This window comes from Sulfitobacter sp. 1A13496 (assembly GCF_043557225.1).
Taxonomy (GTDB): Bacteria; Pseudomonadota; Alphaproteobacteria; order Rhodobacterales; family Rhodobacteraceae; genus Sulfitobacter; species Sulfitobacter faviae.
In genome coordinates, this window is sequence record NZ_JBIFFP010000003.1 from 176,412 (window position 1) to 200,874 (window position 24,463).

Annotated in this window: 27 protein-coding genes; 17 read left to right on the forward strand and 10 right to left on the reverse strand. The window is 62.5% G+C overall.

Annotated elements, in window-relative coordinates; all coding sequences use genetic code 11:
- Positions 1-6 precede the first annotated feature (6 nt).
- From ACGYLX_RS09505 to ACGYLX_RS09530, 6 genes are all read left to right on the forward strand, one after another.
- The gene (locus ACGYLX_RS09505) at positions 7-1,107 is read left to right on the forward strand and encodes a hypothetical protein (RefSeq protein WP_394449011.1); all 1,101 of its coding nucleotides are present in this window, start codon (positions 7-9) and stop codon (positions 1,105-1,107) included.
- 186 nt (positions 1,108-1,293) lie between these two features.
- The gene (locus ACGYLX_RS09510) at positions 1,294-1,764 is read left to right on the forward strand and encodes a MucR family transcriptional regulator (protein WP_394432636.1); all 471 of its coding nucleotides are present in this window, start codon (positions 1,294-1,296) and stop codon (positions 1,762-1,764) included.
- Between the two features lie 43 nt (positions 1,765-1,807).
- Entirely contained in the window at positions 1,808-2,737 is a 930-nt protein-coding gene (locus ACGYLX_RS09515; RefSeq protein WP_394449014.1) for a flagellar motor protein MotB, read from the forward strand.
- A 276-nt stretch (positions 2,738-3,013) separates the two neighbouring features.
- Positions 3,014-3,646, forward strand: a complete 633-nt coding sequence (locus tag ACGYLX_RS09520; protein WP_394449017.1) for a hypothetical protein — start codon at positions 3,014-3,016, stop codon at positions 3,644-3,646.
- A 53-nt stretch (positions 3,647-3,699) separates the two neighbouring features.
- Positions 3,700-5,040, forward strand: a complete 1,341-nt coding sequence (locus tag ACGYLX_RS09525; protein ID WP_394449019.1) for a flagellar hook-length control protein FliK — start codon at positions 3,700-3,702, stop codon at positions 5,038-5,040.
- An 11-nt stretch (positions 5,041-5,051) separates the two neighbouring features.
- On the forward strand, positions 5,052-5,720 hold the full coding sequence (locus ACGYLX_RS09530) for a flagellar hook assembly protein FlgD (protein ID WP_067262400.1): 669 nt from the start codon (positions 5,052-5,054) through the stop codon (positions 5,718-5,720).
- A 19-nt stretch (positions 5,721-5,739) separates the two neighbouring features.
- Here ACGYLX_RS09530 and ACGYLX_RS09535 read toward each other — a convergent pair whose 3' ends face one another.
- The 5 genes from ACGYLX_RS09535 to flgF all read right to left on the reverse strand — a co-directional run bounded on the left by ACGYLX_RS09535 (position 5,740) and on the right by flgF (position 9,386).
- The gene (locus ACGYLX_RS09535; RefSeq protein WP_394449022.1) at positions 5,740-6,318 is read right to left on the reverse strand and encodes a hypothetical protein; all 579 of its coding nucleotides are present in this window, start codon (positions 6,316-6,318) and stop codon (positions 5,740-5,742) included.
- A gap of 80 nt (positions 6,319-6,398) precedes the next feature.
- Complete coding sequence (locus ACGYLX_RS09540) at positions 6,399-7,169, reverse strand: flagellar basal body L-ring protein FlgH (RefSeq protein WP_394449024.1); 771 nt, start codon at positions 7,167-7,169, stop codon at positions 6,399-6,401.
- The gene (flgA, locus tag ACGYLX_RS09545; RefSeq protein ID WP_168613245.1) at positions 7,166-7,825 is read right to left on the reverse strand and encodes a flagellar basal body P-ring formation chaperone FlgA; all 660 of its coding nucleotides are present in this window, start codon (positions 7,823-7,825) and stop codon (positions 7,166-7,168) included. The genes ACGYLX_RS09540 and flgA overlap by 4 nt, the downstream gene beginning before the upstream one ends.
- The gene (gene flgG, locus ACGYLX_RS09550) at positions 7,825-8,610 is read right to left on the reverse strand and encodes a flagellar basal-body rod protein FlgG (protein ID WP_067262392.1); all 786 of its coding nucleotides are present in this window, start codon (positions 8,608-8,610) and stop codon (positions 7,825-7,827) included. Before flgG ends, flgA begins: the two co-directional genes overlap by 1 nt.
- A gap of 32 nt (positions 8,611-8,642) precedes the next feature.
- Positions 8,643-9,386, reverse strand: coding sequence for a flagellar basal-body rod protein FlgF (flgF, locus tag ACGYLX_RS09555; RefSeq protein WP_168613244.1), 744 nt, complete (start codon positions 9,384-9,386; stop codon positions 8,643-8,645).
- Positions 9,387-9,625: 239 nt separating this feature from the next.
- On the opposite strand from flgF, the gene ACGYLX_RS09560 reads away from it, so the two are divergent.
- The 11 genes from ACGYLX_RS09560 to ACGYLX_RS09610 all read left to right on the forward strand — a co-directional run bounded on the left by ACGYLX_RS09560 (position 9,626) and on the right by ACGYLX_RS09610 (position 19,721).
- Positions 9,626-11,245, forward strand: coding sequence for a hypothetical protein (locus ACGYLX_RS09560; protein WP_394449028.1), 1,620 nt, complete (start codon positions 9,626-9,628; stop codon positions 11,243-11,245).
- 98 nt (positions 11,246-11,343) lie between these two features.
- Positions 11,344-12,612, forward strand: coding sequence for a flagellar hook protein FlgE (locus ACGYLX_RS09565; RefSeq protein WP_168613242.1), 1,269 nt, complete (start codon positions 11,344-11,346; stop codon positions 12,610-12,612).
- A gap of 12 nt (positions 12,613-12,624) precedes the next feature.
- Complete coding sequence (gene flgK / locus ACGYLX_RS09570; protein WP_394449031.1) at positions 12,625-14,040, forward strand: flagellar hook-associated protein FlgK; 1,416 nt, start codon at positions 12,625-12,627, stop codon at positions 14,038-14,040.
- 7 nt (positions 14,041-14,047) lie between these two features.
- Complete coding sequence (locus ACGYLX_RS09575) at positions 14,048-15,109, forward strand: flagellin (RefSeq protein ID WP_394449034.1); 1,062 nt, start codon at positions 14,048-14,050, stop codon at positions 15,107-15,109.
- A 15-nt stretch (positions 15,110-15,124) separates the two neighbouring features.
- Positions 15,125-16,225, forward strand: coding sequence for a flagellar basal body P-ring protein FlgI (locus tag ACGYLX_RS09580; protein WP_168612836.1), 1,101 nt, complete (start codon positions 15,125-15,127; stop codon positions 16,223-16,225).
- 9 nt (positions 16,226-16,234) lie between these two features.
- Positions 16,235-16,537: a rod-binding protein gene (locus ACGYLX_RS09585; protein WP_168612837.1), complete on the forward strand. Its 303-nt coding sequence runs from the start codon at positions 16,235-16,237 to the stop codon at positions 16,535-16,537.
- Positions 16,534-16,911, forward strand: a complete 378-nt coding sequence (locus ACGYLX_RS09590; RefSeq protein ID WP_168612838.1) for a hypothetical protein — start codon at positions 16,534-16,536, stop codon at positions 16,909-16,911. Before ACGYLX_RS09585 ends, ACGYLX_RS09590 begins: the two co-directional genes overlap by 4 nt.
- 107 nt (positions 16,912-17,018) lie before the next feature.
- Positions 17,019-17,954 (forward strand): flagellin, encoded by a 936-nt coding sequence (locus ACGYLX_RS09595; protein WP_168612839.1) that lies wholly within the window; start codon positions 17,019-17,021, stop codon positions 17,952-17,954.
- A 105-nt stretch (positions 17,955-18,059) separates the two neighbouring features.
- A complete protein-coding gene (gene flaF, locus ACGYLX_RS09600) occupies positions 18,060-18,464 on the forward strand; it encodes a flagellar biosynthesis regulator FlaF (RefSeq protein WP_168612840.1) in 405 nt (134 codons plus the stop codon).
- 1 nt (position 18,465) lies between these two features.
- Positions 18,466-18,891, forward strand: coding sequence for a flagellar biosynthesis repressor FlbT (locus ACGYLX_RS09605; protein WP_168612841.1), 426 nt, complete (start codon positions 18,466-18,468; stop codon positions 18,889-18,891).
- Positions 18,888-19,721, forward strand: coding sequence for a DUF1217 domain-containing protein (locus ACGYLX_RS09610; protein WP_394449041.1), 834 nt, complete (start codon positions 18,888-18,890; stop codon positions 19,719-19,721). Before ACGYLX_RS09605 ends, ACGYLX_RS09610 begins: the two co-directional genes overlap by 4 nt.
- A gap of 6 nt (positions 19,722-19,727) precedes the next feature.
- Here ACGYLX_RS09610 and ACGYLX_RS09615 read toward each other — a convergent pair whose 3' ends face one another.
- Genes ACGYLX_RS09615 through fliF form a run of 5 tightly spaced genes read right to left on the reverse strand, consistent with a single transcriptional unit; the run spans position 19,728 to position 24,421 of the window.
- Complete coding sequence (locus ACGYLX_RS09615; RefSeq protein WP_168612843.1) at positions 19,728-20,777, reverse strand: flagellar motor switch protein FliG; 1,050 nt, start codon at positions 20,775-20,777, stop codon at positions 19,728-19,730.
- A gap of 22 nt (positions 20,778-20,799) precedes the next feature.
- Positions 20,800-21,636, reverse strand: a complete 837-nt coding sequence (fliP, locus tag ACGYLX_RS09620; RefSeq protein ID WP_168612844.1) for a flagellar type III secretion system pore protein FliP — start codon at positions 21,634-21,636, stop codon at positions 20,800-20,802.
- Positions 21,623-22,072, reverse strand: a complete 450-nt coding sequence (locus ACGYLX_RS09625) for a FliM/FliN family flagellar motor switch protein (RefSeq protein WP_168612845.1) — start codon at positions 22,070-22,072, stop codon at positions 21,623-21,625. The genes fliP and ACGYLX_RS09625 overlap by 14 nt, the downstream gene beginning before the upstream one ends.
- On the reverse strand, positions 22,059-22,721 hold the full coding sequence (locus tag ACGYLX_RS09630; protein WP_168612846.1) for a FliH/SctL family protein: 663 nt from the start codon (positions 22,719-22,721) through the stop codon (positions 22,059-22,061). The genes ACGYLX_RS09625 and ACGYLX_RS09630 overlap by 14 nt, the downstream gene beginning before the upstream one ends.
- The gene (fliF, locus tag ACGYLX_RS09635; protein WP_394449045.1) at positions 22,718-24,421 is read right to left on the reverse strand and encodes a flagellar basal-body MS-ring/collar protein FliF; all 1,704 of its coding nucleotides are present in this window, start codon (positions 24,419-24,421) and stop codon (positions 22,718-22,720) included. The genes ACGYLX_RS09630 and fliF overlap by 4 nt, the downstream gene beginning before the upstream one ends.
- Positions 24,422-24,463 lie beyond the last annotated feature (42 nt).

Consider the following 24,463-nt stretch of genomic DNA (forward strand, 5'->3'; position numbering starts at 1 on the left):
GTTTCTATGATGAATAGTGGTTTTTCGGTCAAAGAAGAGTTGAGGGATGATGTCGACGCTCTGCACGAGCCCGATGCCTTCGCCTATTTCGTCGATCCCTCTGAGCTTTCGGTCCTTGTGCCCGGCTGGCCCGAAGAGATGCGGCTGCTGCTTTGCATGGATGCCGCCGGTCTTTGCGAGTTCGTGGTCTTTCACAATGACGAAGAACATGCAGTTTTCGATCGGGTAGCGGATATCCTCGACCGTCCCGTGGGCAGCTTTGCCGTCAGCCCCGAGGTTGAGGGCCACCCCTGCCGTAGGCTGTTGTTTTCTGAGGAAAATGCGCTGTTGAAGGCCATTCAGGACAGCAAAACGCTTGAGGAAACGGCGGCGGATTATCTGATCAACTACAATTTCGCCCGCGAAGAGGGGCTGGATTTCGACGAGCTGATGCGTCAGCGGCCCGAATTGGACCAGTTCCAACGCGTCAGCACCAACAAGATCTTTCCCATCGGCAACCGCAAGCGCCGTAAGCTGCGCTCGGGCCCGCCCGAAGGCTATATGCCCTCTGCCGAGGTGCAGCCGGGCGAGTGTTTCTATGTCCGGCTTGAGATGTGGCTCGCCGGGGGGCGGATGCGAATCGCCTCCAACCCGGAGCAGCCGCTGCCCATGGTGCCGACCTTGGTGCGTGACATCGCCTTTCGGGATGATTTCGCATCGGTCTATATCCCCCGTGACACGCTGGCGGCAGAGTGGCGGCCCAAGGATGATATGGTGATCGACATCCCGGCTGAGCTCTTCCCCGCAGGCTTTAGCGACAGCTGCGCGCGGCGCGAAGTGAAGGTCGCGGTCATGCCGCGCGGCATCTTTGTCGAGTTCGGCGCGCCGATCGAGGTGCCCCCGGCGCCCGAGCCTGAGTTGCTCGACCCCGCCGCATTGGCACCGCAGCCGCCCGCGCCCCGCAAGAGCCTGTGGAAGTCCCTGCATGTGCCGCTGATTGCGGTGGCAGGGCTGGGGGTGACCGGTCTGTTCAGCACGATCATCGCCCAGACCACCGGCAATGACGTAGCTCCCGATCCGGCCCCGAAAAGCGCGATCTTCAAAACCGTCGCGCAGATGGAGCCGTGATGCATTCCGCACGATATGGCGAAAAAGTGCTTGCCAATGCTTGCGCGGGTTCCAAATACAATTCGAATCGTGATAAGAATAAACGGCGAAGAATTATTTATCTTTGCTGCGTCTCTTGCGAAGCGCTCTTTGAATGCTTCGCGAACCTTGCAGAAGGCAAGATTAACTTAACAAGGAAGTTGCTTCATGCCTAATGTACCCCCCAAGCAGAATCTGAGCGATACCGCGATTGCGACCATCGTTTCGGGGTTCGCCAGCCGCAACGACGTGACCATCGACGATATCCTGACCTTGGTCGAGCGTCTGCGCGCGACCCCCGCTGAGGCTCCCGCCACCGCATTGGCCAATATCCCCGCCGCCGCCGTGGCCCCCGTCGCGCCCAAGGCGCAGGGCATGACCGCCGCACCGGGCGAGCAGCCGATGACCGAAGACACGATCTTTTGCCTGTGCTGCGGCAAGGGGTTCAAGATGCTGAAGCGTCACCTCGGGGCCGAACATGGGCTGACCGAAGCGGAATACCGCGTGATGTTCAACCTGCCTGCCGACACGCCGCTGGTCGCGCCGAGCTATTCCAAGCGCAAGGCCGAATACGCCAAACGCGCAGGTCTGGGCAAATACAGCCGCGACAAATCGGACAACAACGCAGAGCTTTCCTGATCTGGCCCCCGTGCCCGGTCTTGCGTAATCGGGAGGCCGCGTGATGGCTGACAAGAAGAACGCGATGATCATCATCAAGCGCTACGACGCGGAGGGCGGCCACGCCCACCACGGCGGCGGTTGGAAGGTGGCCTATGCGGACTTCATGACCGCGATGATGGCGTTTTTCTTGCTGCTGTGGATCCTCGCCGCCTCGGATGAGGAAAAGCTGCGCGGGCTCGCCAATTACTTTACCCCCACGGTGTCGGACGGCGGATCCTCTTCGGATGCGGCGGCGGACCTGCGCCCGTTGATGGCCGCAGGGGTGATGACCGGCGCGGTCGACAACACCGGCAATGTGCAAAAGCCGACCTTTGGCCGCGACAATCCGATGATGGTCTTCGACAGCCGCCTGCGTGACAAACCCGCCGCCGTGGTCGTGGAATATGCCGAAGCGCCCGAACCCGCGGCGCCCGCCGATCCCGCCACGCTCGCCGCGCTCGAGGAATCCGAGCGCCGCCAGTCCGAGATCGACCGCATGGCGGAGGACATCGCCGAGCGGATCACCTCTGACACCGCTTTGAACGATCTGGCGCGCAATGTCCGGCTTGAGAAATCGAACGGGGCGCTGACGGTTCAGGTCTTGGACCAAGATGAACGGTCGCTCTTTGCGCGGGGCAGCGCCGAGGTAACCCCGAAGACCCGCGAATTGCTGCTGGCCATCGGCGATGTGATCGCCGAACAGAACCAGCCAGTCGAGATTGTGGGCCATACCGATGCTGCCGCCTTTGGCGCGAACAATGGCTACACGAATTGGGAGCTTTCGGCAGACCGCGCCAATGCCACGCGCCGCACGCTGATCGCCGCGGGCATCGCAGGCGCGCGCTTTATGCGGGTGTCGGGTGTGGCCGACACGCAACCGATCAACACGGTCGATCCCTTGGCCCCGGAAAACCGGCGCATCTCGATTCGCTTGGTCTATCAAGCCGAGTAGACCTTGTTTTCAAGGCCCTATCGGCCCGGTTGTGCGAGATTTCCATCCTTGGCAAAAGTGCGACATCCCTGCCGCTGATTCCCAAAAAAATGGCACGGTCTTGTAAAATTGTTGACGGTCAAGGTCTTGCGATCTAGACCTTATGTAATAATCGAGCACCGGGCACCCAAAAAACCTTTAAAAATCGCCCGGATAAACCATGGACAGAACGTCCTGAACGAGGCGGAAATGCAGGTAAACTCACTTATAGGTGGCATCTGGAAGGGTGCCTGCCACATGGATTCATCGGCCGATGGCCGTCATTTCAACATGCTGATCCGGGCGCTGATTCCGGTTCAAGCTTCGGTCTTCGAGATGCAGGATTGGGCCGGTCACCCGGTGGCAATGCCAGATTGCATCGAACCGATCCCGGGCATTTGCCTTGGCGATATCCTTGCCGAAGAACTCGACGCCGATGTGCCTTATGGCTCGCTCGTCGTTATTCGCAAAAGCGACAATTTCACCAATATCTCCCAAGCCGCCGGTGCGCTGGTGGGCGAGGTGCTGATCGGGATCATCGGGCGCGGCCTGTTCCCGATGATGGACGAAGACAGCGTTCTGCATGCTTTGGGGCAGGCCTACCATCACGCCGCCGAGGCGGATGAGCTACTCAAGCTTGGGCTTGAGCCCGCCGCCTTCCGCATGGGGCTAAGCGCGGTTTTGGGGCAGTACTGGGGCCGTCCGGTCGACAGTCATTCGGTCTTTGGCCAGCAGCCAGCCGAGGGCGCGCAGCTTTCGCTCCGGGCGCTAACCGGGACAGAGACGCCCGTGACCCTCAACCAGTGGACCCTGCGGCTGAAAGCCCTCGTCGAGGCCCGCAGCGCACGCCGCGCCTTTGAAGATCAGCGCGGGAACGTGCGGATCTCCTGATCCTACAAGAGCCTTCGGAATCCCGCCGTGGATCCCAAGTTGGAGGACGTCAGATGATCGCTCAACTTCAGGCAGCACCTGCGGTGTCGAATGCCGCAGGTCTCGGGCAGCCCTCGGGGAAGGGGGCCGCCGAAAGCTTTGCCGCCCTGATTCAGGGGTTGGCCGGGCAGGGGGGCGGGTCGGAGGCGCAGGGCCAAGACCTGCAAGCCGCCGCGCCAGCGGCAGCCGCTCCCGATACGCTGCCCGAGGACATCGACCTTGAGACGGCAGAGGGGCTGATGGCCCTAATGGATCACACCCTCGCCGGGTTGGAGGAGACCAGCCAGCAAATCACCCCGAAAGCTGCCCTCGCCGCATTTGCCGAAGCCTTGGGCGAAGCGCCGCCTGAAAACCTCGGCGCGCTGGAGGCGGTGGCGCAGTTGGATGACCCTAGCCTTGAAGCCGCATTGGAGGAGAGGATCGCCGGTGCCCTGCGCCTGCCCACCCCGGCCAGCCAATTGAGTATCGCCTCGGCGGCGCTGCCGGTTGTGGGGCGTATGGCCATGGGCCAGGCCCAGCAGGGGGCGCGCGTGATGGCCTCCGAAGGGGGCGCGCCGGTGTTGCAGGCCGAAGGCCCTGCCGAACAGAGCGGGTTTAAAACGGTCCTGCTGAGTGACGGACCAGCCCCGAGAGCCGCCACCGTGGGGGCGACAGAACCGCCCCTCGCCGCGAAGGCCGAGGCAAGCACGACCGCCCCCAAGGTGGACTTGAGCGGTGAAGCCGCAGACCCGCGCCTCACCGCTGCCGCCGAGCGTTTCAGCGCCGCTGTCGATGCCGCCAAGGTAGCCCAGCCCGGCACAAATGCACCTGCCGCGGAGGCCATCCTGCGCGAGGTCGCCGCTTTGACCGCGCCGCAGGCACCGCAGAGCGAGGGGCTACGCCTCAGCCCGCCGCAGCCCACACCGGCCCCCGCGCCGAACCCTGCCGCCGCGCCGGAAGAACAGCTTCGCCAGCACGTCAGCCAACAGATCCGCAGCCTTGATGCGGCGGACAACAAGCTGCGTTTCTCGCTGTCCCCCTACGGTATGGGCGAGATCGAGATCGAGGTTGTGCGCAGTGAGACGGGGCGGATGCAAATCGCCATGACCACCGAAAGCGCCTCGGTCCTGAACATGCTGCGGCAAGACCGTGAGCAATTGCTGGACGCGCTGCAATCGCGCGGCATCAGCGCCGAGAATGCGGACCTCGATTTTCAGACCTTTGGCGACCGGGGCCGCAACGGCGGGCAGCAACAGGGCCCTGCGTTCACCCAGACCACAGCACAGGCCGATGACGCACAGGGCGGTGACGCCGCGCCCTTGGCCCAGACCTCCAGCCCGCGCCTCGGCGCCGGGCAGCTAGATATCCTCACCTGAAAGGCGAGACCATGATCGACGCGACCACAGCAAGCACCCTGAGCACCGCCAACACCTCGGCGGCGGCGACCTCATCCGCTGAGCTTCAGGAAAGCTACAACAGCTTTCTCACCCTGCTGACGGCGCAGATTTCGAACCAAGACCCGCTGAACCCGGTGGATTCGACGCAGTTCGTCTCGCAATTGGCGCAGTTGACCCAAGTGGAGCAAAGCATCGCCACCAACGCGAGCCTTGAGCAAATCTCGACCATGCTTTCCACCGTGGGTGCAATGTCGGACCTGCAATTGATCGGGCGCGACGTGCTGGTGCCCTCGACCCAAGTGCGCATGACCGAAGATGAATTCCCGCTGAGCTACCAGCTCAACGCCGGGGCGGAGGAGGTAACCGTTCGGATCTTCTCCGAAGACGGCACCCTGATCCGCGAGATGCCCGGCCCCTCCACCGCCGAAGGGGAGGTGATCGACGTGGAGTGGAACCGCCTCGATTCCGTGGGCCTGCCGGTGCCGCCCGATACCTTCCGGGTTGAGATCACGGCGACGGATGCCGAGGGCAACGATGTAGGCGTCACCCCGCTGACCCGGTCCGAGGTGACGCGGGTGAACTTCACCGCCTACGGGCCGGAGTTGGAACTGGATAACGGGGAATCCGTGCTGTCGAACGTGGTGCGTTCGGTTCTCTAAGCCAGCGCAGTGGCGCGTGTCAGAGCCGCGCCACATCTTGTTTGTAGAGTGATACGAACATCACATCATCGACGCCCTTATGCTCTTTGCTGATCAGATCCCGCAGCAGCCGCGACAGGGCTTCGCTGTCGATCGCCACGCCGCGCAGCACGGCGCTTTCGGCGGCTAGGTTCATCGCCTGCAAGAGCGAATCGCGCATCCGCGTCGCGTCTTCCACGCGGCGGTAGCGTTCGGCCAATTCCAGTGACCCCATCTTGAGTGCAAAATCTGCGACCACATAAGAGACGCTGTTGGTCTTCTCCACCGGGATCGTCATCTGCCCAAGGCGCACCACCGTGCGGTCCTTGGCCAGTTCATAACTGTCCATCGGCGCGTGATCATCGCCCTTGGCGGATTTCTCACCTTTCTCGCCATGGGCGTCTTTCTCGGGCGCATGGGCGGCGTCCTTTGCCGTCTCCTTTGCGCCATAAGCGGTCTTGTCATCACTCTTTGTCCCCGCCGCTTCGGCTGGGGCAGGGGCGAGGGCCAGACCGGCGCCATAGCCTGCACCCATGCAAAGCAAGGGGAGTGCTATAAATGCGATTGCTGCCTTTTTCATGTTCGACCTTTCCTGAGCTTTCGTCAGGTTTAACGGTCGATTGCGACGGCAATGGTCTCACATTGTGACCAAGTCAGGAATTAATAGGGCAGGATCACATCCATCGCGTCTTCGCCGTAACTCCGCTCTTGCGCGCGTGAAAGCGTGCCACGGCCACCATAGGCGATGCGGGCCTCGGCGATCTTGTCGTAAGAAATGGTGTTGTCATCGCGGATGTCGGCAGGGCGCACGATCCCGGCCATGCGCAGCTCGCGCAATTCCTGATTAACCATGATTTCTTGGCGCCCCGCGACTACAAGTGTGCCGTTTGGCAGTTTGTCGATGACCAGAGCCGCGACTTTGAGTTCGATCTGCTCGTTGCGCGAAATGGCACCAGAGCCGCTCGCTTCGGAGGCTGAGCCGATCTCGACGACATCGCCGCTCGGCAGGTCTGCCGCGCTGATTCCGGGCAGAATTGCGGCAATTTTCGCGCCATAGCCAAAGAATGTCGGGAAACCGATGGAGCTTGCACCCTCGCGCTCGCGGTCGGTTGAGTTGCGCAATTGCGCGCGGTCGTCGATGGAGATCACGACCGTGACGATATCACCGATGTCGTCGGCGCGCTGGTCGGCAAACAACGCTTCGCTGCGGGCAGAAAAGAGCGAGGCCTTGGCGCTGCCACGGCGCGGCGGCTCCATCGCGACGGCGGGCATCGGCACCTGTACGCGGGCGACCTCGGGGATGGTTTGGCCGTCCACCACGATCGGCGAGGGCTGCGGATCGCGGTCGAAGTGATCTGCGGTATCGCAGGCGGTCAGAGCAAGGGCCGCGCCCAACATCAAGACAGTGGGGCGCGCGAAAGCGGTGGTCATCGTAGGATCTCCACGGTCCCTTCGCCGGTGGCGATGCCGGTGACCGTTTTGTTGCTGACAAGGTTCACGATACGGATTTCCTGCCCCTCATGCGCGTCATCAAGCGCGCGCCCGGGTGAGGAGAGGGCCAGAAGCCCGTCGCTGAAATAGATCTCCACCCGCTCGCCCCGGTTGATAACCAGCGGCTGAATGATGGACTGCGTCTGAATGGGCCGCCCCGGCGTCAGCACGCGGCGCACCTGTTTGCCGACGACCTCTTCCATATCCGTCATCACATAGGCGCCGATCCGGCCCACGGGCAGGCGCATGACGGTCAGGTCGTCTTCCATGATGATGTCATCGGGCAGCAGGCGGGTGATGGGCACAGGGACCGGCATGGTGACAAGTGCGTAGCCCGCGATGCGCTGCACCTCGCCCGTCTCAAGCACCGCATTGGCCAGAAACTTGCCGCTACGCGGGTCCATCCAGAACTCGGCCAGCGTCAGCACCTCTTCGGCGGGGGCGTCCTTGACCGTGATCTCGAAGGCACCCTCTTGCGGCAGGCTGTCGGCGTAGTCCACCCGCGCGCGTTCCTCGACCAACACGCCGATGGGCGCCGAAAGGGCAGGGCCCGTCAGCGCCATCAGGCCAAGGAAGAGGGCGGCGAGCCGTCGCATTAGCGGATTTGGTTCGCAGCCGAGAGCATCTGGTCTGCGGTCTCGATGGATTTGGAGTTCATCTCATAGGCGCGCTGCGCCGAGATCAGATCGGTGATCTGCTGGATGACATTCACGTTGGACGCCTCAAGATAGCCCTGACGGATCATCCCCGCGCCCGGATCGCCAGGGTTCACCACCTGCGCCTCGCCCGAGGCTTCGGTCGCCAGCAGGAAGTTGTTGCCCACCGGACGCATCCCCGGCTCATTGACGAAGGTGGTCAGGTTGAACTGGCCCAGTTCCACCGGCACGGGATCATTCTCAACATAGGCCATGACGACGCCCTGTTCGTTGATCTCGACCGCCGTGGTGTTCTCGGGCACGACCATGCCGGGCTCGACGCGGTAGCCCTGCATCGTCACGATCTCACCCTCGGGGGAGAGTTGGAACGACCCGTCGCGCGTATAGGCGGTGCCGCCATCGGGCAGCGTGACCGAGAAATAGCCCCGCCCGTCAATGGCGACGTTAAGCTGGTTTTCCGTGGCCACCATGCCGCCTTGGGTGTTCAGCCGCACGGTGCCGGCGGTCTGCACGCCCATGCCGATGTCGATGCCCACGGGGCGGGTCGATCCGGCCTCAGAGGTGACGGCGCCTTCGCGCTGCATGGATTGGTAGATTAGATCTTGAAAGGCGGCGCGGCTGGCCTTGAACCCGGTGGTATTCGCGTTGGCGATGTTGTTCGAGATTACATCGACGTTGGTCTGCTGCGCCATCATGCCGGTCGCGGCGATGCTGAGTGCCTTCATTGTCTCGTTCCTTCCGTTCTACGGATGCCGGGTCAGACCGCCTGCGCGATCCGTTTGAGCGAGTCGCGGCGCAGGTCGTCCGCATTGCCCATCATGGTATTGGTGCGCTCATAGGCGCGCTGCACGTCGATCAGCCGCGTCATCTCGCGCACCGGGTTCACGTTGCTCAGCTCCAGCGTGCCTTGGCGCACCTGCACGGCTTCGGCCACGCCAGGGTTGGCGGCCCCCTCAGGTGCGACAAGCATGCCGCCGCCAAGCCGTTTGTAGCTTTGAATCTCGGGGATATCGAAGACGCCGATCCGGCCCAGCGGGCCGGTCTCACTGCCCGAAATGGTGCCATCTTCGGATATGTTGATATCGCCCATGCCCGCAGGGGGCAGTTGGATCGGCGCACCGCCCGCGTCGAGCACTTTGGCCCCCGACAGCAACGTCAGATTGCCCTCAGGGTCGATCGCAAAGCTGCCGTCGCGGCCAAAGGCCTGCTGCCCGTCGGCGGTTTGATAGCTGAACCAGCCCTCACCATGCAGCGCCACGTCCAGCGGGTTGCCGGTCTGCGACAGCGCGCCGGGGCGGGTGTCGATGTAGGAGCCGGTATCGCTGACGAAAGCCGCCTGATCGTCGCCAAGCGCGGTGTTGTCCTGCAACAGCGCCTCGAACACCACATGTTCGCCCTTGTAGCCCGCGGTGCTGGCGTTGGCGATATTGTTGGCGGTGATGTCCAGTTGGCGCTGGAGGGAAGTCGCCAGCGACATGCTGATATGGCTGGTTTCCGTCATAACGGGCCTCAGTTTGGGCAAGGATGGCGTGACATTATGAAGATCAGTGTGAAATAAAGAATGGATCTTTACAAGAATAAAGTGCATCTATTCATATAATGAAGCATCTGCAAAACATTGTTCTTGGCCTGTCTTTGCTCCTGGCCCCGGCCGCGACGGCGGAGGAGGGTGCTGTCTTTGCGCCTCTATCCTTGGCCGAGCAGGGGGACCAGGACTTTCTCGCCACGCGCGAAGGATTGATGACGCGGCTGGCAGAAGTCTCCGCGCCGGAGGATCCTGTGCGGACCGAGGTGTTGCTGGGGCTGGCGGAATTGCACCTTGCTTGGATGATGCGCCCCGAGGCGGCGGGCTTTCTGGAAGCGCTCGATGGCGAAACCCTCTCCGGCGATGCCGCGCGGCGGCACCGGACCCTAAGCCTCGCGCTCGCCCTCCTTGACGGGGGCGCGGGTGGCGATCTGGGGCAGGCGGTGTCATGGTCCGTCGGCTGGGGGCGGGGGCAGGCTCTGCGCGCGGCGGCCTTTGCCCGGCTTGGCGCGGTGGCTGAGGCGGCGCGCTTGATGCCGCGCACCTTGGAAAGCCTTTCCGACCTGTCGCCAGCCATCCAAGCCGCCGTTCTGCCCGACCTGCTCGAAGCGGCGCTGGGGGCCGAGGATTGGGAGGTGGCGCAGGCATTGGCCGCGAAATTCCCCGACCATGCCGAGCTGCGCGATGGCCCCGCCTATCGCTACCTTTTGGCCCGCGCCTCCGAAGTGTCGGGTGATCTTTTGATGGCTTTCGAAGGCTATGTCCAAGCCGCGCAGGGCCGCGATGCCTATGCGCAACGGGCGCGACTGGCTTTGGTTCGGATGGGGCGCGAGACCGAGACCCTACCGGGACAAGACGCGCTGTCTTTGCTGAAAACCGCGCGCTGGATGTGGAGCGGGGATGCCCTCGGGCGCGAAGGCGCGCAGCTTTTGGCGGAGGTCGCCGCAGAGCAGGGCGACACCGATACCTCCTTGTGGGCGCTGCATAAGTTGCTGCGCACCGCCCCTGAAGAGGAGGCCGAGGCGCTGCGCGCACAGGCGCGGGCGATCTACGGTGCCTTCTATGCCGCAGGGGCGGCGGGGGAGATCGACCTCGGGCCATTCCTTGAAGGGCACACCCGTATCAGCGCCCGCTGGCGTTTCGATCCGGGTTTTGTCGGCCATGCCATGGCCGTGCCGCAACGCCTGCTGGATACCGGGATGACCGCCCTTGCGGCGCGGGAGTATCGCGCGCTGCGCGAAATGGCCCAGACCTTGGAGCGGGGCGGGGCGACTGCCCCCGATGCCAGTCTTATGGCCCGCTTGCGGCGCGGTGAGGCCCGCGCGCTTTTGGCAGGTGGGCAGGCGGATGCGGCAGTGGACCTGCTCAGCGGCTATGCCGACGATCAGGGCGCCGAGGCCGAAGCACTTTTGGTCGAAGCCTTGGCGCAGGCGGGCCGTTCGGATGAGCTCGCCGCCCTGCGCCTGCGCGCCCAAGACATGGACCTGCGCCGCAGCCGCGCGGTGGCCCTCTACGAGACGGGCAAATGGGGCGCTGCGCGGCACGCCTATCTTGAGATGTGGAAGGCGCACCCCCAGCAGTTTGCCTTTGCCGATGCCACCCGCCTGACCCTCGCCGCCTATCAGGCGGGCGACAGTGCCACGGTTGCAAGGGCCGCCACGGCCTTTCCCGCGTTGGCCGACCTGCCCGGATGGGCCGAGATCGCCACGGGGCTTGGCGCGCGCCCTGCCGAAGAGGGGCCGCTGGGGTCAGACGTGATGCGGCTGAGCATGGAAAGCGCGGACCGTATCCTAGATGCCGTGACTAAGGTCACGGACGTTAAGGAAAGTCAGTGACATAAATATCAAATACAAATTTTATTCTTGCTTTGGTCATGAGGAATCGGCTTTCTCATGTATAAGTGAAGAATAACAAGAACGAGCAGGATCAAGTCATGAGCATTACAAGCGCCCTTCAGATCGGGGTCAGCGGGTTGCAGGCCAACTCCTCCCGCGTCCAGAATATCTCTAGCAATATCGCCAACGCCAATACCGTGGGCTACCGGCGGACCTTCTCGGAATTCGTGACGCAGAACACCGGGTCGACGCAGGCGGGGGTGCTGACGGATGTGCGCGCCGATATCTCGGCCAATGGCAATATCATGGGCACGGGGCGCTCGACCGACTTGGCGGTGCAGGGTGACGGCTTCTTCGTCGTCTCGCGCAATCCCAACGATCCTGTCGAATCCAACTACTACCTGACCCGCGCCGGTTCCTTCACCCCGGATCAGAACGGCAACCTGCGCAACTCGGCGGGCTATTTCCTCTCGGGCTTTCCCACGGATGCCAGCGGCGCCACAGGCAGCGTCAGCAGCACCAGCTACAATGACCTCAGCACCGTCAATGTGGCGAGCTATCAGGTCCAAGGCACGCCCAGCACCCGCGTTGGCGTTTCTGGCAATGTCCCCGCGCAGGAGACCGGCGCTGGTACCACTGGCACGGCCTTTGAATCCACCCTGCGCTATGTGAACCAATTGGGCGGCAGCGATGCGCTGAACCTGTCTTGGACACCGGGGGCCACGGCCAACGAATGGACTGTCAACATCAGCGATGAGGCAGGCAACAGCTACGGCGATGCGACGGTGAATTTCACCGACAGCGGCGTCAATGCAGGCAGCCCGGCGAGCTACACGCCCGGCACCCTGCCGATTGATCCCGCGACCGGTGTGGTGACCCTGCAAATCAACAACGGCGGCACCCCACAACCGCTTGAGATCGACTTCGGCGCGCCCGGCACTTTTGAGGGGATGACCCAATTCTCGGGCGATTACACACCCCCGGCCTTTTCGGATGACGGCACCGAGACCGGCAGCCTCGAGCGGGCCGAGATGAGCGACAGCGGCATCCTTTACGGCGTCTTCGACAATGGCCAGCGCCGCGCGCTGTTCCAAGTGCCGCTTGCCAATGTCGCCAACCCCGACCAGATGCGCTCGGTCGACGGCAACGCCTATGTGGCGACCCGGGATTCCGGCGCGGTGAGCATCGGCAACCCGATGCTGAACGGTCTCGGCAGCATCAACAGCGGCGCGCTGGAGGGCTCTAACGTGGACATCGCGGAAGAGTTGACCGACCTGATCCAGACACAGCGGGCCTATTCCTCCAGCGCCAAGATCATCACCACCAGCGATGAGATGCTGAGTGAAACGCTAAGCATCAAACGCTAACCCGGTGCATGAATGAGCATCTCATCTGCCTTTAGCATTGCCCGCAGCGGGCTGAGCACGACAGAGGGTCGCGCCAACCTCGTTGCGGGCAATATCGCCAATGCGCAAACCGAAGGCTACGTCCGGCGCGAGGCCGCGCAGGTCACGACCAACGGACAAAGTGGCACGGTGGAGCTGCGCATCGCGCGGCAGGTGGATGAACGCCTTGCAGGCATGTCGCGGAATGCTTCGGCTGAATTGGGCCGCGCCTCTGCCACCAGTGAGATACTCGGCAGCTATCTGATCACCTTGGGCGAGCCGGGCGATGAAGTCTCCCCTGCCGCTCGTCTGGCGGAGTTTCAGGCGGGGCTCGACCTTCTGGCCAACAACCCCTCCGACCCCGCCGCCCAGAACGACCTTTTGTCGCGCAGCGAGACCTTGGTGCACAGCATCAACGAGGCCGCCATCGGGCTTGAGGCCAGCCGCGCCCAGGCTGGTGACAGCCTGCTAGCGAGCGTGGCCGAGGTGAATGCGGCGCTCTCGGATATCGCTGCGTTGAACGAACGTCTGGCCCTTGCCGGAACCGACCCCACCGGCACCAGCGGGCTGATGGATGAGATGAACCGCCGCCTTGATGCTTTGGGCAGTCAGATGGATTTCCAAAGCCGTTGGGAAGCGGATGGAACGCTGACACTGCACACCACGGGCGGCACGGAATTGGTCCATGGCGAAACCGCCGTGCCGCTCAGCGCCAACCCCGAGACGGGGCGGCTGATGGCCGGGGATATCGACATCACGCCAAACAGTGCCACCGCGCGCGGGTCCGACAGTGGCCGCCTTGCGGGGCTGAGCGGGCTGATCGCCAATGACCTGCCGCAGATGAAGCTGCAATTGGATGAACTCGCCCGCGGGCTGGTGCAGAGTTTCGAGGCCGCAGATGCCTCCGTCGGGGCCGGGCAGCCGGGGCTTTTCACCGATGCGGGCGGGGCTTTCGATCCGGCGCAGTTGGACGGGCTGGCCGGGCGGCTTGCACTCAATGACAGCGTCCAGCCCGACAAGGGCGGTGCGCTTTGGCGGCTGCGCGACGGTGCCGGTGCCACATTCCCCGGAGAGCCGGGCGACACCACGCAGTTGAACGCCTTTGTCGACGTGCTTGAAACGGGCATGGCCTTTGACGCGGCCACGGGCCTCAGCACCAATGCGCGTTTGGGGGATTACGCCGCCGATCTGGTCAGCCAACAAAACGTGCTGCGGGTCGGGGCGGACGGGCAGGCCGAGACGGCCCGCGTGCGGCTCATCACCTTCGAGGACAACCGCAGCAGCATCGAGGGCGTCAACGTCGATACCGAATTGCAAAAGCTTCTGGAAATCGAACAGGCCTATGGCGCGAATTCGCAGGTGCTTACCAGCCTGAGCGATATGCTCGACACCCTTTTGGCCAGCGTGTGAGGATAGGATGACCGAGATTTCCCGCACCGTCTCCACCGCTTTGCAAAGCCTGCGCCAGCGCGAACAGACCAGCCGCCTCGCCGCCGAGATCTCGGACGTGTCGAAAGAGGTGACGACCGGGCTGAAGGCCAACCCCTATGACGATCTGGGCCACCGCTCTGCCGATGCCATCGCCATTCGCATGCAGATCACCCGCAACGATGGTTTCCTGACCTCCAATGCGCTTTTGGACCGCCGTTTCCTCGCCGTGGAAACCTCGCTCGGGGCCATGCGCGACGTGGGGCAGGATGTGCTTGAGCAGGCCTTCACCACCGACAGCGTGGGCGGGCTTTCGACGACCTATCTGTCGCAGGCGGCGCGCACGGCGCTTGACCGGGTGTTGGAACGTGCGGCGGTCAGCGACAGTTCCGGTTTCCTGATGTCCGGCACCCGCAGCGACACCAACCCGCTGCAAGCATGGGACGAGGTCAACCCGCGCACCGGCGAATCCCCGGCGATTGCGGTTGATCACATGATCGGCGGCCCTCTGACCGATGTGGCGGATGTGCAGCGCGCCATCGATGACCTTAAGGGGGGCTTTGGCGACAGTTCGGTGTTCCCCAACCATAATTTCGAGAACAGTTTTTACAACGGCGCGCCGTCGGGCAATCCGCCGCTGACCTCGCGCACTTCTGAGACCCAGACCCTGACCCAAACCGCCCAAGCCAATGATCCGGCAATCCGTGATCTGGTCCGTGGGCTGGCGATGCTAAGCGCGGTGAACCCCAGCGACATCCCTGATGAGGCCGCCCGCGATGCGTGGCTAACCGAGGCCCGCAGCGCCATCGGCGTGGGGCTCGAAGGGCTGACCGATCTGGAAACCCAGACTGGCCTGAAACGGGCGCAACTTGCCGATACGATCGCGGCCCAAGAAAGCCGGGCGCTGTTTCTGGATGGGGAGGTGATGAACCTCGAAGGGGTCAACCAATATGACGCGGCCACCCGTCTGACCCAATTGCAGAACCAACTCGACTCCAGCTTTGCCATCACCGCGCGGCTCTCGCGCCTGTCCTTCCTGAACTACCTCTAACCGGAACCGCAACCCATGAACGCCTTGTTTAAACTTTTGCTGATCGGCCTCACCTTCGCGCTCGCCGCGCCGGCGGCAGCACAGGTGCGGATCAAGGATATCGTCACCGTCGAAGGCGTGCGGTCGAACCAATTGGTCGGCTACGGGCTGGTCGTGGGGCTGAACGGCACGGGCGACAGCCTGCGCAACGCGCCCTTCACCGAACGCGCCATCGAAGGCATGTTAGAGCGGCTCGGCATCGGCAACCTGACCGAAGATCAGATGCGCACGGCCAATACCGCCGCCGTCATGGTCACCGCCTCCCTGCCGCCCTTCGCGCGGGCCGGTAGCACCATCGACGTGGTGGTCTCTTCGCTGGGTGATGCGTCATCGCTGCGCGGCGGCACGCTGATCGTCACCCCGCTGACCGCGGCCGATGGTGAGATCTACGCCGTGGCCCAAGGCCCGATTGCCGTGGCCGGTTTCGCCGCACAGGGGCTGAACGCCTCCATCGTCGAAGGCGTGCCCACGGGCGCGCGGATCGACAATGGCGCCATCGTCGAACGTGAGGTCGATTTCGACTTTAGCGAGATGAACAGCATCAAACTGGCCCTGCGCAACGCCGATTTCGTCACTGCACAGCGGGTCGAGGCGGCGATCAACCAAGCCATGGGTCCGGTCGCCAAGGCCATCGATTCGCGCACCATCACCGTATCGGCCTACGGCAAGGGATCGTTGATGGAGACGATGGCCCTGATCGAACCGCTGCAAGTTCAGCCCGATCAGGTCGCCAAAGTGGTGATCGACGCGCGTTCGGGCACCATCGTCATCGGCGCCAATGTCCGCATCGACCGTGTCGCGGTCAGCCAAGGCGGGCTGACCGTCACCGTCCGCGATGATTTCAACGTCAGCCAGCCCGAATCGCTGTCCATCGGCGGGACCACCGTGGTGGTCCCGAACTCCTCGGTCGGCGTCGAAGAGAAAGACGCGAAATTCGCCGTCATCGACGGGTCGGTCAGCCTGCAAAGGCTCGTCGATGGGCTGAACGCCATCGGCGTCGGCGCGACCGAGACAATTTCAATCCTTCAAGCTATCAAGGCGGCGGGCGCTCTGCATGCCGACCTTGAGATCATCTAGGGGCAGGTCATGGAATTCGCATCTCTCCCAATCCCCGCGCCGACCCCGGCGGCCAAACCGGCAGCCCCGCAGGCCGATGCCGTCACTGCCGAAAAGGCGCAGGAGTTTGAAGCCATGTTCCTCGGCCAGATGGTCGATGAAATGCTCTCGACCGTGGACATCGGCAGCTTCGGCGGGGGGCATGCCGAAGAGACTTGGCGCAGCTTTCTGTCCAACGCGATTGGCGAAAGCATCGCCGAGCAGAACAGCACCGGAATCGCCCGCACAATTGAAACCGCGATGCAGCGTTATCAAACGGGGGCCAACCGATGAGCGATCCGCGCAAAGCACTCGCCGCCGTTGACGCCTTGGGCAATCTGCTGCGCCGCGAAATCGCCGCGGTCGAGGGCGGGGCGTTCAACCAGCTGGTCGAATTCGCCAGCGAAAAAGCCCGACTCACCGCCGTGCTGGAAGAGCAACTCAGCCACGATCCCGAAGCGGTCAGCAAAGATAAATTGCGCGATCTGAAAGATCTGATTGCGCGCGATCATCACCACCTGCAATTGGCCCGCCAAGCCACTTCAGAGATGATCTCACAGGTTTCCCAAATCCGGGAAGAGCACAGCATTTCAGGCATTTACGGCCGAAGCGGTGCAAAACGTGACAACCGCGCAACACTGATGACAACCGTGGACAAAAGTTTCTGAATTGCCTCAATGTTGCCAGTTTTTCGCGTAAAAACGTAATCAAGCGGGTTCGCCCCGCAGTTGTCAGAAAGACGACATAACGAACTAGAATAGTCTGGAATAATAATATGTCTTCGATCAATACAAACACATCTGCAATGAACGCTCTCGCAACTCTGCGGAACGTGAACAGCAGCCTGAACCAAACGCAAGACCGGATCTCGACGGGCCTTAAAGTTTCTTCAAGCAAGGACAACGCGGCCTATTTTGCGATATCTGAGACCATGAAAGGCGACAGCGGCGCAACAAAAGCAATTAACGAGAGTTTGACTTTGACTAAGAACTCTTTGGCAACCGCTCGCGTGGGCGCAGACAATGTCAAAGAGTTGGCAGTGGAGTTTGTTGAACGAATGAGTTTCGCTCAGGCTGGCGGAGATGACCTCGTAGCAAAAGTTGCAATTGAACTGGACGAACTCGTTAAGAGAATGGATTCTTCGGTTAAGCAAGCTGTTTTTAACGGTGATAACATGGTCGCCGGAACTGATACCGGGGGGGTGACGGCAGCTGTCGTTGCCGCTGATGGCACGGTGACTGAAGCTTCCAATACAGCTAGAAGTATTGATGTTGTTACCGGTATTACTGGTAGAGGTGCCAACTTCGACGTGACGAAGATGAAGGTTAGCGGTGTCACCCTCGACGCAGTCAGTGATACCTTTAGCAAAATCGCCGCAGGCCTCGGGGGTACCGCTTACACAGGTCTTACTACTGAGGCGGACAAACAGGAATTTCTTGCAAATACGCTAAAAGGAGCTGAGGCCGCACTCAGTGACGCGGTCAGTGCATCAACGACACTGGGCGTTGGCGAAAAATCGATTGAGAACCAGCAGGAGTTCTTGACCAAATTGACCGACAACCTCGACTCCGGCGTTGGCGCGATGGTTGACGCCAACATGGAAGAAGAAGCCGCCCGTCTTCAGGCGCTTCAGGTTCAGCAGCAGCTGGCATCGCAGTCCCTGTCGATCGCCAACCAGGCGCCGCAGAACATCCTGAGCCTGTTCCGTTAAGGATTAGGGTTTTCGGGGCCAGAGCCTAGCGCTTTGGCCCCGGTCCAACCGCCTCAGAATTTGCGGTTGGCAGGCAGCAAACGATAAAAACAAGGAAGAATTCCTATGGGGCTGGCAGCATACAAACGAACAATTCGCGAAAGCGAAACCCCGCGGCAGATCGAGCGCCGCATTCTAAGCCGCGTCACACATGACCTTGCCGATAAAGGCCAAGGCTTTGATGCGACAGACGACAAGAGCGAGCGGTTGAACATCCTCGCCTCCGGTCTGCGCGACGCGATCTACGAAAATCAACGGTTCTGGTCGGCCCTGCGCTATGACCTAGCGGAGCCGGAAAACAAGATGCCCGACGGGCTGAAAGCGTCGCTCATTTCCATCGCGCTTTGGGTGGACCGTCACAGCACTGCGCTGATGGCTGGCGAAGGCCGCTTGGCGGGTCTTGTCGAGATCAACGGCAATATCGCCGCCGGTTTGGCCGGGCAGGCCGCGCCGCAGATGCAGGAGGTGTAAGATGCTGAAACTCACTCTTCGCCCCCGCGAACGTGTGGTCGTGAACGGCTGCGTCATCCGCAACGGCGACCGCCGCCAAGCGCTGACCGTCGAGAACCGCGCCGACATCGTACGCGAATCCGATCTGCTGAAGCCGGACGCGGAATCCACGCCCGTCTCCAAGGTCTACTTCTTGGTGCAAACCGCGCTGATCCGTCCCGATACACGCGATCAAATCCTGCCGATGATCCAGCAGGGCTTGGCCGATCTGGCCTGCTGCTTTGGCGCGGAAATGCGCAGCCGGATCATGGAAGCGGCGAACTTCGTCTCTATGGCTGACTTTTACAAAGCCATGAGCGAACTGCGCGCGGTCCTGAAATACGAGACCGAACTCATGCAGCTTCGCCCGGTGCCGACCGCCTCCAGCCATGAGGCCGCGCACGCATGATTTCGCTGGGCGGCATGGGCACGCAGGTGGCGGTCAAACTGTTTGACGCGACGCGCGACAAACAGCTCGACCTTGCCGCCAGCAACGCCCTGAACGCCCGGCAGATCGAAGCCTTTGAAGAGCGTATCGGCAGCATCTCTTCCTCGGAGGAACTGATTGCCGATACGGAAGTCTATACTTTCGTCATGCGGGCCTTTGATCTTGAAGACCAGATCTTTGGCAAGGCGATGATCCGCAAGACGCTGGAAAGCGATATCACCGACAGTTCCGCGCTGGTGAACCGCCTCAGCGACCCCAAAATTCGCGAAATGTATCTCACGTTGGGCTTCACGCCCGGAGGGGGGAGCAGCGCGAACCTTGATAAGGTCGATTGGCAGGCCGAGATGATCGACCGTTTCAAGGAGCGTTTCGTGCTGAACGAGGCCGGAGAGGACAACGAAGGCGCGCGCATCGCCTTGGAGTTCAAAGCTAAGGCGGCTGAGATCGACTCCTGGCTCGACGTGCTGAAGGACGAAGACCTCGGCAAATTCATGCGCCGCGCGCTTGGTGTGCCGGATGAGGCGATTCAGGTCGATCTCGACCGTCAGATCGCACTTTTCGAGCAGAAATTCGACATCGAAAAGCTGCAAGACCCGGCGGAGGTCGACAAGCTCGTCTCGCGGTTCTCGGCGATTTACGATGCGGTCGAAGGTGTCTCTTCGTCGTCGAGCACGGTGCTTTCGCTGATGCAGGGGGCTGTCTCGATCGGGCAGGGCGGCAGCTTTACGGCCGCGACCATCGACATCCCCACGATCACCGGCGGCTATAGCGCGTCGAGCGTCTACCGCTGACCCCCTTTATTCGATGAATTCGTCGTCATCGGCGGCCGAGGGCAGTTCGATCACGCCTTGATCGGCAAGGCTCTTGGCATATTCCACCATGGCGGCCTGTGCCGCGCGCACGTCGCGGCCCCGGACTGGGCCGGTGGCGGCCATCTCGTCCATCAGCATCTGACGCGAGCGTTGCGGCAGGCATTCCATCAGGTGATCGCGCTGCTCTTTCTTGGCGCCGCGCATCGCCATCGGCAGGGTCGCCCCATCGAGCCCGCGCATGACCTGCGCCAAGTCCTGCATCGGCAGTTTGAACAGGTCGTCAAAGACGAACATGCGCTGTTTGATGGCTTGGAAAGCGTCCGGAATACGCGCGTCCAGCGCGCCGGAAAGCTCCTCAAAGGCCTGCACGTCCAACTGGTTGAACAGATCCGCCATGCGCTGATGCGTCTCGACCGAATTGGTATGCATCGCATTCGACAGGATGTCCTGTTTCAGCGTCTCTTCGATCTGCTGCATCATATGCAGCGGTACGGCCTCCATCGCGATCATGCGCTCGGCGATGTCCTGCATCCGCTCAGGACCCAGCAGCGGCAGCACCTTGGCGGCCACGCCGGTGTCGACGTTGTTGAGGATCGCCGCGGCGGTCTGGTCATGCTCGCCCTTGAGGTAATTGGCGATCACGGTCTCATCCAGCGCGCCAAAGCCGCGCCACATGGCGCTTTCGCGCTCGCTGTTCTTGAGGCCTTCCATGATGCTGGTCACCTGCTCTTCGGGCATGAATTTGCGCAGCATGGATTCTGCCGTCGACAGCGACCCCACGACCGAACCGGTGCCGCTGACGACCTTTTGGGTGAACTCTTTGAGCACATGTTCCACCACCTCTGCCGGGATCGGGCCAAGGCGGCTCATGGCGCTGGTGATACGCTCGATCTCGGCGGTGCCGAGCTTTTGCATGAGTTCCGATCCGGTCTGCTCGCCAAGGCAGAGAAAGGTGATGGCGGCTTTGGTCGGACCGTTCAGATCCTCCACCGTGATGGGCTTTCTGCGAGATTTGGAAAGGGCATTGGTCGACATGGAGAGATCCTTTTAGAGCAGGTCAGCCACCGGCAAGCGGCACATAGCTTTCGATCAGCGATCCCGCCAGCATGTACCAACCGTCGATCAGCACGAAGAAGATCACCTTGAACGGCAAGGAGATCAGCACCGGGGGCAGCATCATCATCCCCGCGCTCATCAAGACCGAGGCGACGATAAGGTCGATGGCGACGAAGGGCAGGTAGATCAGAAAACCAATGGTAAAGGCGCGGCGCAGTTCCGAGATCATGAAGGCCGGAACGAGATGGCGGAAGGTGGCCTCTGCCGCCGAGGCGGGCAGGGGGCTTTCTTCGGCCTCCTCATCCGCGGGCGCGATGCGCAGGAACAGGGCGTAGTCTTCGGGCCGCGTGTTGACGTACATGAAGGTCTTGAAGGGCGCGGCGATCCGCTCCAGCGCCTGTTCCTCGGCGATGGCGTTTTCCAGCAGCGGCTCGACCCCGGCCTCATAGGCGTCCTCAAACACCGGCTGCATGACGAAGAAGGTCATGAACAGCGCCAGCGAGGTCAGCACGATATTGGGCGGTGTCTGGTTCAGGCCAAGGGCCGAGCGCAGCATCGACAGGACGATGACAAAGCGGGTGAAACTGGTCATCACCACCAAAAGCCCCGGCGCGATGCTGAGCACGGTGATCAGCGCGATAAACTGGACGATCCGGCCCGAGAGATTGGCGTTTTCGTCACTGCCGGGCGCGGTATCGCCGATCACATCCGACAGGGTGCTGAGAAACCCGCCGTCTTGGGCCATGGCCATGCTGCCGCTGGCGAGAAGCACCAGCAGGGCAAGGCCCATCCGGCCCGACGCATAGCTGCGCAGAGAGGGGCGGTCAGTCAGGGACATAGTCCTTGACGATCTGGGTCAGGGACACGCCAAGCCGGTCTTCACCGACCTTTACGAGATCACCGCGCGCCACCAGACGGTCTGAGACCATAAGGTCAACCGGTGCGCCGATCTTGCGGTTTAACTCCACGATAGAGCCTCGGGTGAGTTCCAGCAGGCGCGAAATCGGCATACGGGCCTGGCCCAGCACGATCTGCACGTCGAGGCCGACGTTCAGCATCGCGTTGATGCCCGCGCCGCCCGCCTCGGGGCGGGGGGCCAGCGCATTGCGGGAATCTTCGGTGTCGAGTTGCGGGAAGACGCCCGCATCATCGCCGCCTGCGCTGGCGGAGTTGCCAAAGGCATCGGCGCGCGGCTGCTCTGGCGTGGCGTCAGGCGCTTTGCCGTCTGTGGCCTTGTTGTCGTCTTGGGGGGATTGCAGGTCAGGCTTGTCCATTTCCGTCCTTCTCCTTTTGTGCTTTCAGCGCCCGCGCATGGGTGTCGCGCAATTCGGCGAGCAGGCGGTCGCAAATCTTTTTGAACCCGTAATCAAGGCTGCCGTGGTCCCATTCCATCCGCGCATCGCCATCGGGCAGTTCGGGATCGGCCCGCAGGTCCAGCATTCTGTCGCATTTGTAATAGACCGCCCGTTGCCGCAACTCGGGGCCGATCTGATCCAGCGTGGCGGGCGACAGGCGCACTTTGATATGGCTTGATCCGATGGCCATTTTCAGCGATTGGGTCACGGTCTTTTTCACCCGCGCGGTCGAGAGCCTTTCGATCACCTCGGGCAGGACGATCTCGCAGGTTTGCAGGGTAAAGCCCACGATCTGCGCCATCAGCGCTTCTTGATGGGCCTGCATCGCCTGTGCCAGCCGCGCCAGTTCCTGCGCGAGCTTTTCGGCCATGGCGGCATGTTCGGCCTGCATGGTCTGATGCATCTCGGCGCGGCCCGCATCGGCCCCGGCCAGATAGCCTTCGATATGGCCCTGTTTATGGGCCTTTTTGATTTTCGCTTCGATCTCTTCGGGGGTGGGCAGCGCCGGGTCTTGCGGCTTGCTCTTGCCGTCTTCGTCGAAGTTCTGAAGCTTGAGGCTCGTGATCACAGATCATCCCCTTCCGACAGCCATTCGCCCAGAACGCGCAGGGCGTCATCGGTGTTGTCCTCGGCCAGTTCGGCCACGGCGCGCAACTGGCTGTGCTGAACCGCCCCCTCGACCGAGGCGAGATGCACCATGTCGCGGGGCATTTCATCCATCGGGCCAAGCACCGCACCGGTCTGCGCCCCTGCTGGGGTGGGCAGACGGTTTTGCGGGGTCTCTTTCTGGGTGCCGCCGGTCAGCGCCTTGGGCGCGTTGTCTTCCTCAGGGCCGTCCAGCAGCGCCGCATCGGCCCCGGCACCGGCCAGCGCGGGCTGGGGCAGGGTGGCATCCAGCACCATGCGCAGCGGGCGGGCGCCCAGCACCATGATGATCGCCACCAGCGCCAAGGCAAAGAGCGAGCGCAGGATGGTCATGGCGTTGTCCGCGAGCACCGCACCCAAGCCACGGCTGGCGGGGTTGCTGAACTCGGAATCGAAATCGAGGAATTGCAGACTGTCGACCTGCACCTGATCGCCCCGGGCCTGATCAAAGCCGATGGCCGTGCTGACCAATTGCGTCAGGCGCGCCATCTCCTCGGGGCTGCGCTCGATATAGCCTTCGGAGCCATCGGGCAGGGTGCCATAGCTGCCGTTGACCAGCACCGCGACCGAGATACGCTCGATATCGCCCGGCTCGCGCACCAGCTCGCTCTGGACCGAGCCGATTTCGTAGTTGATTATCTCGTCATTCTCGGAGCGGGTGGATTGGCCCGCGCCGCCGCCCGCATCGTCCCGCAGCTCATCGGGGATGTTGTTGGCCACATCCACCGTGGCCGCCGCCGGATCGGTTTCATTGGAGTTGCGTACGCGCGTCTCGATCGACCGCGCGACCTGCTGGGCGGGGTCGAATGTGCGCGAAACACGCACTTCGCGCTCGGTCGTCAGATCGACGCTGACCCGCACGCGGGCATTGCCCGGCCCCACGCGAGCGTTGAGGATCGATTCAACCTTTTGCGCCAGTTGCTCTTCGATCATGCTACGCTGACCTTGGAGCGAGAAGTCAGAACTGCCGCCTTCGTCTTTGGCCAGGATCGTCTCGCCCGAGGCTGACAGGACGGTCACGTTCTGCGCTTCCAAATCCGCCACGGCAGAGGCCACCAGCGCTTGGATCGCCTGCGCCTGACGGCGCGTCATGCTGGTATTGGCCTGCGAGCGCACGATGACCGAGCCACTGGCCTCGGCCCGGCTGCGCGAAAAGGCGGCACGTTCGGGCAGCACCAGATGCACCCGCGCGGCCTTGATGCCGCTGATCGTCTGGATCGACCGGGCCAGTTCACCTTCCAGCGCGCGCAGGCGGTTCACTTTCTGCATGAAGGAGTTCATCCCCATGCCGGACATATTGTCGAAAATCTCCCAACCCGGAACGCCTTCGCCGGGCAGCCCCGCATCGGCCAGCGCCATGCGGGCGCGGGCGATGTCGGTCTCGGCGACCGAGATGGTATCGCCGTTGCGCGACAGATCGACCGTCAGCCCCGCCTGTTCCAGCGTCTGCATCATTTGCGAGGCGGTGCCGGGGCTCAACTGGCTGTAAACCGGGACATAGGTGGGGGCGAGGATGGTCCGCGCGCCGATAAAGATGGCCGCGGTGATCGCCAGACCGATGCCGCCGAGGAGAGCCAGCCGCTTTGGACCCAAATCCTTAAGGTTTTCAACGATCTGATTCACGGCCCCTCACTCGGTTGTATGGTCCGAGCATTCTCCACTCGG

Coding starts and splice junctions, on each gene's coding strand:
- ACGYLX_RS09505 (WP_394449011.1), top strand. CDS start 7: ATGATGAATAGTGGTTTTTCGGTCAAAGAAGAGTTGAGGGATGATGTC.
- ACGYLX_RS09510 (WP_394432636.1), top strand. CDS start 1,294: ATGCCTAATGTACCCCCCAAGCAGAATCTGAGCGATACCGCGATTGCG.
- ACGYLX_RS09515 (WP_394449014.1), top strand. CDS start 1,808: ATGGCTGACAAGAAGAACGCGATGATCATCATCAAGCGCTACGACGCG.
- ACGYLX_RS09520 (WP_394449017.1), top strand. CDS start 3,014: ATGGATTCATCGGCCGATGGCCGTCATTTCAACATGCTGATCCGGGCG.
- ACGYLX_RS09525 (WP_394449019.1), top strand. CDS start 3,700: ATGATCGCTCAACTTCAGGCAGCACCTGCGGTGTCGAATGCCGCAGGT.
- ACGYLX_RS09530 (WP_067262400.1), top strand. CDS start 5,052: ATGATCGACGCGACCACAGCAAGCACCCTGAGCACCGCCAACACCTCG.
- ACGYLX_RS09535 (WP_394449022.1), bottom strand. CDS start 6,318: ATGAAAAAGGCAGCAATCGCATTTATAGCACTCCCCTTGCTTTGCATG.
- ACGYLX_RS09540 (WP_394449024.1), bottom strand. CDS start 7,169: ATGACCACCGCTTTCGCGCGCCCCACTGTCTTGATGTTGGGCGCGGCC.
- flgA (WP_168613245.1), bottom strand. CDS start 7,825: ATGCGACGGCTCGCCGCCCTCTTCCTTGGCCTGATGGCGCTGACGGGC.
- flgG (WP_067262392.1), bottom strand. CDS start 8,610: ATGAAGGCACTCAGCATCGCCGCGACCGGCATGATGGCGCAGCAGACC.
- flgF (WP_168613244.1), bottom strand. CDS start 9,386: ATGACGGAAACCAGCCATATCAGCATGTCGCTGGCGACTTCCCTCCAG.
- ACGYLX_RS09560 (WP_394449028.1), top strand. CDS start 9,626: ATGACGCGGCTGGCAGAAGTCTCCGCGCCGGAGGATCCTGTGCGGACC.
- ACGYLX_RS09565 (WP_168613242.1), top strand. CDS start 11,344: ATGAGCATTACAAGCGCCCTTCAGATCGGGGTCAGCGGGTTGCAGGCC.
- flgK (WP_394449031.1), top strand. CDS start 12,625: ATGAGCATCTCATCTGCCTTTAGCATTGCCCGCAGCGGGCTGAGCACG.
- ACGYLX_RS09575 (WP_394449034.1), top strand. CDS start 14,048: ATGACCGAGATTTCCCGCACCGTCTCCACCGCTTTGCAAAGCCTGCGC.
- ACGYLX_RS09580 (WP_168612836.1), top strand. CDS start 15,125: ATGAACGCCTTGTTTAAACTTTTGCTGATCGGCCTCACCTTCGCGCTC.
- ACGYLX_RS09585 (WP_168612837.1), top strand. CDS start 16,235: ATGGAATTCGCATCTCTCCCAATCCCCGCGCCGACCCCGGCGGCCAAA.
- ACGYLX_RS09590 (WP_168612838.1), top strand. CDS start 16,534: ATGAGCGATCCGCGCAAAGCACTCGCCGCCGTTGACGCCTTGGGCAAT.
- ACGYLX_RS09595 (WP_168612839.1), top strand. CDS start 17,019: ATGTCTTCGATCAATACAAACACATCTGCAATGAACGCTCTCGCAACT.
- flaF (WP_168612840.1), top strand. CDS start 18,060: ATGGGGCTGGCAGCATACAAACGAACAATTCGCGAAAGCGAAACCCCG.
- ACGYLX_RS09605 (WP_168612841.1), top strand. CDS start 18,466: ATGCTGAAACTCACTCTTCGCCCCCGCGAACGTGTGGTCGTGAACGGC.
- ACGYLX_RS09610 (WP_394449041.1), top strand. CDS start 18,888: ATGATTTCGCTGGGCGGCATGGGCACGCAGGTGGCGGTCAAACTGTTT.
- ACGYLX_RS09615 (WP_168612843.1), bottom strand. CDS start 20,777: ATGTCGACCAATGCCCTTTCCAAATCTCGCAGAAAGCCCATCACGGTG.
- fliP (WP_168612844.1), bottom strand. CDS start 21,636: ATGTCCCTGACTGACCGCCCCTCTCTGCGCAGCTATGCGTCGGGCCGG.
- ACGYLX_RS09625 (WP_168612845.1), bottom strand. CDS start 22,072: ATGGACAAGCCTGACCTGCAATCCCCCCAAGACGACAACAAGGCCACA.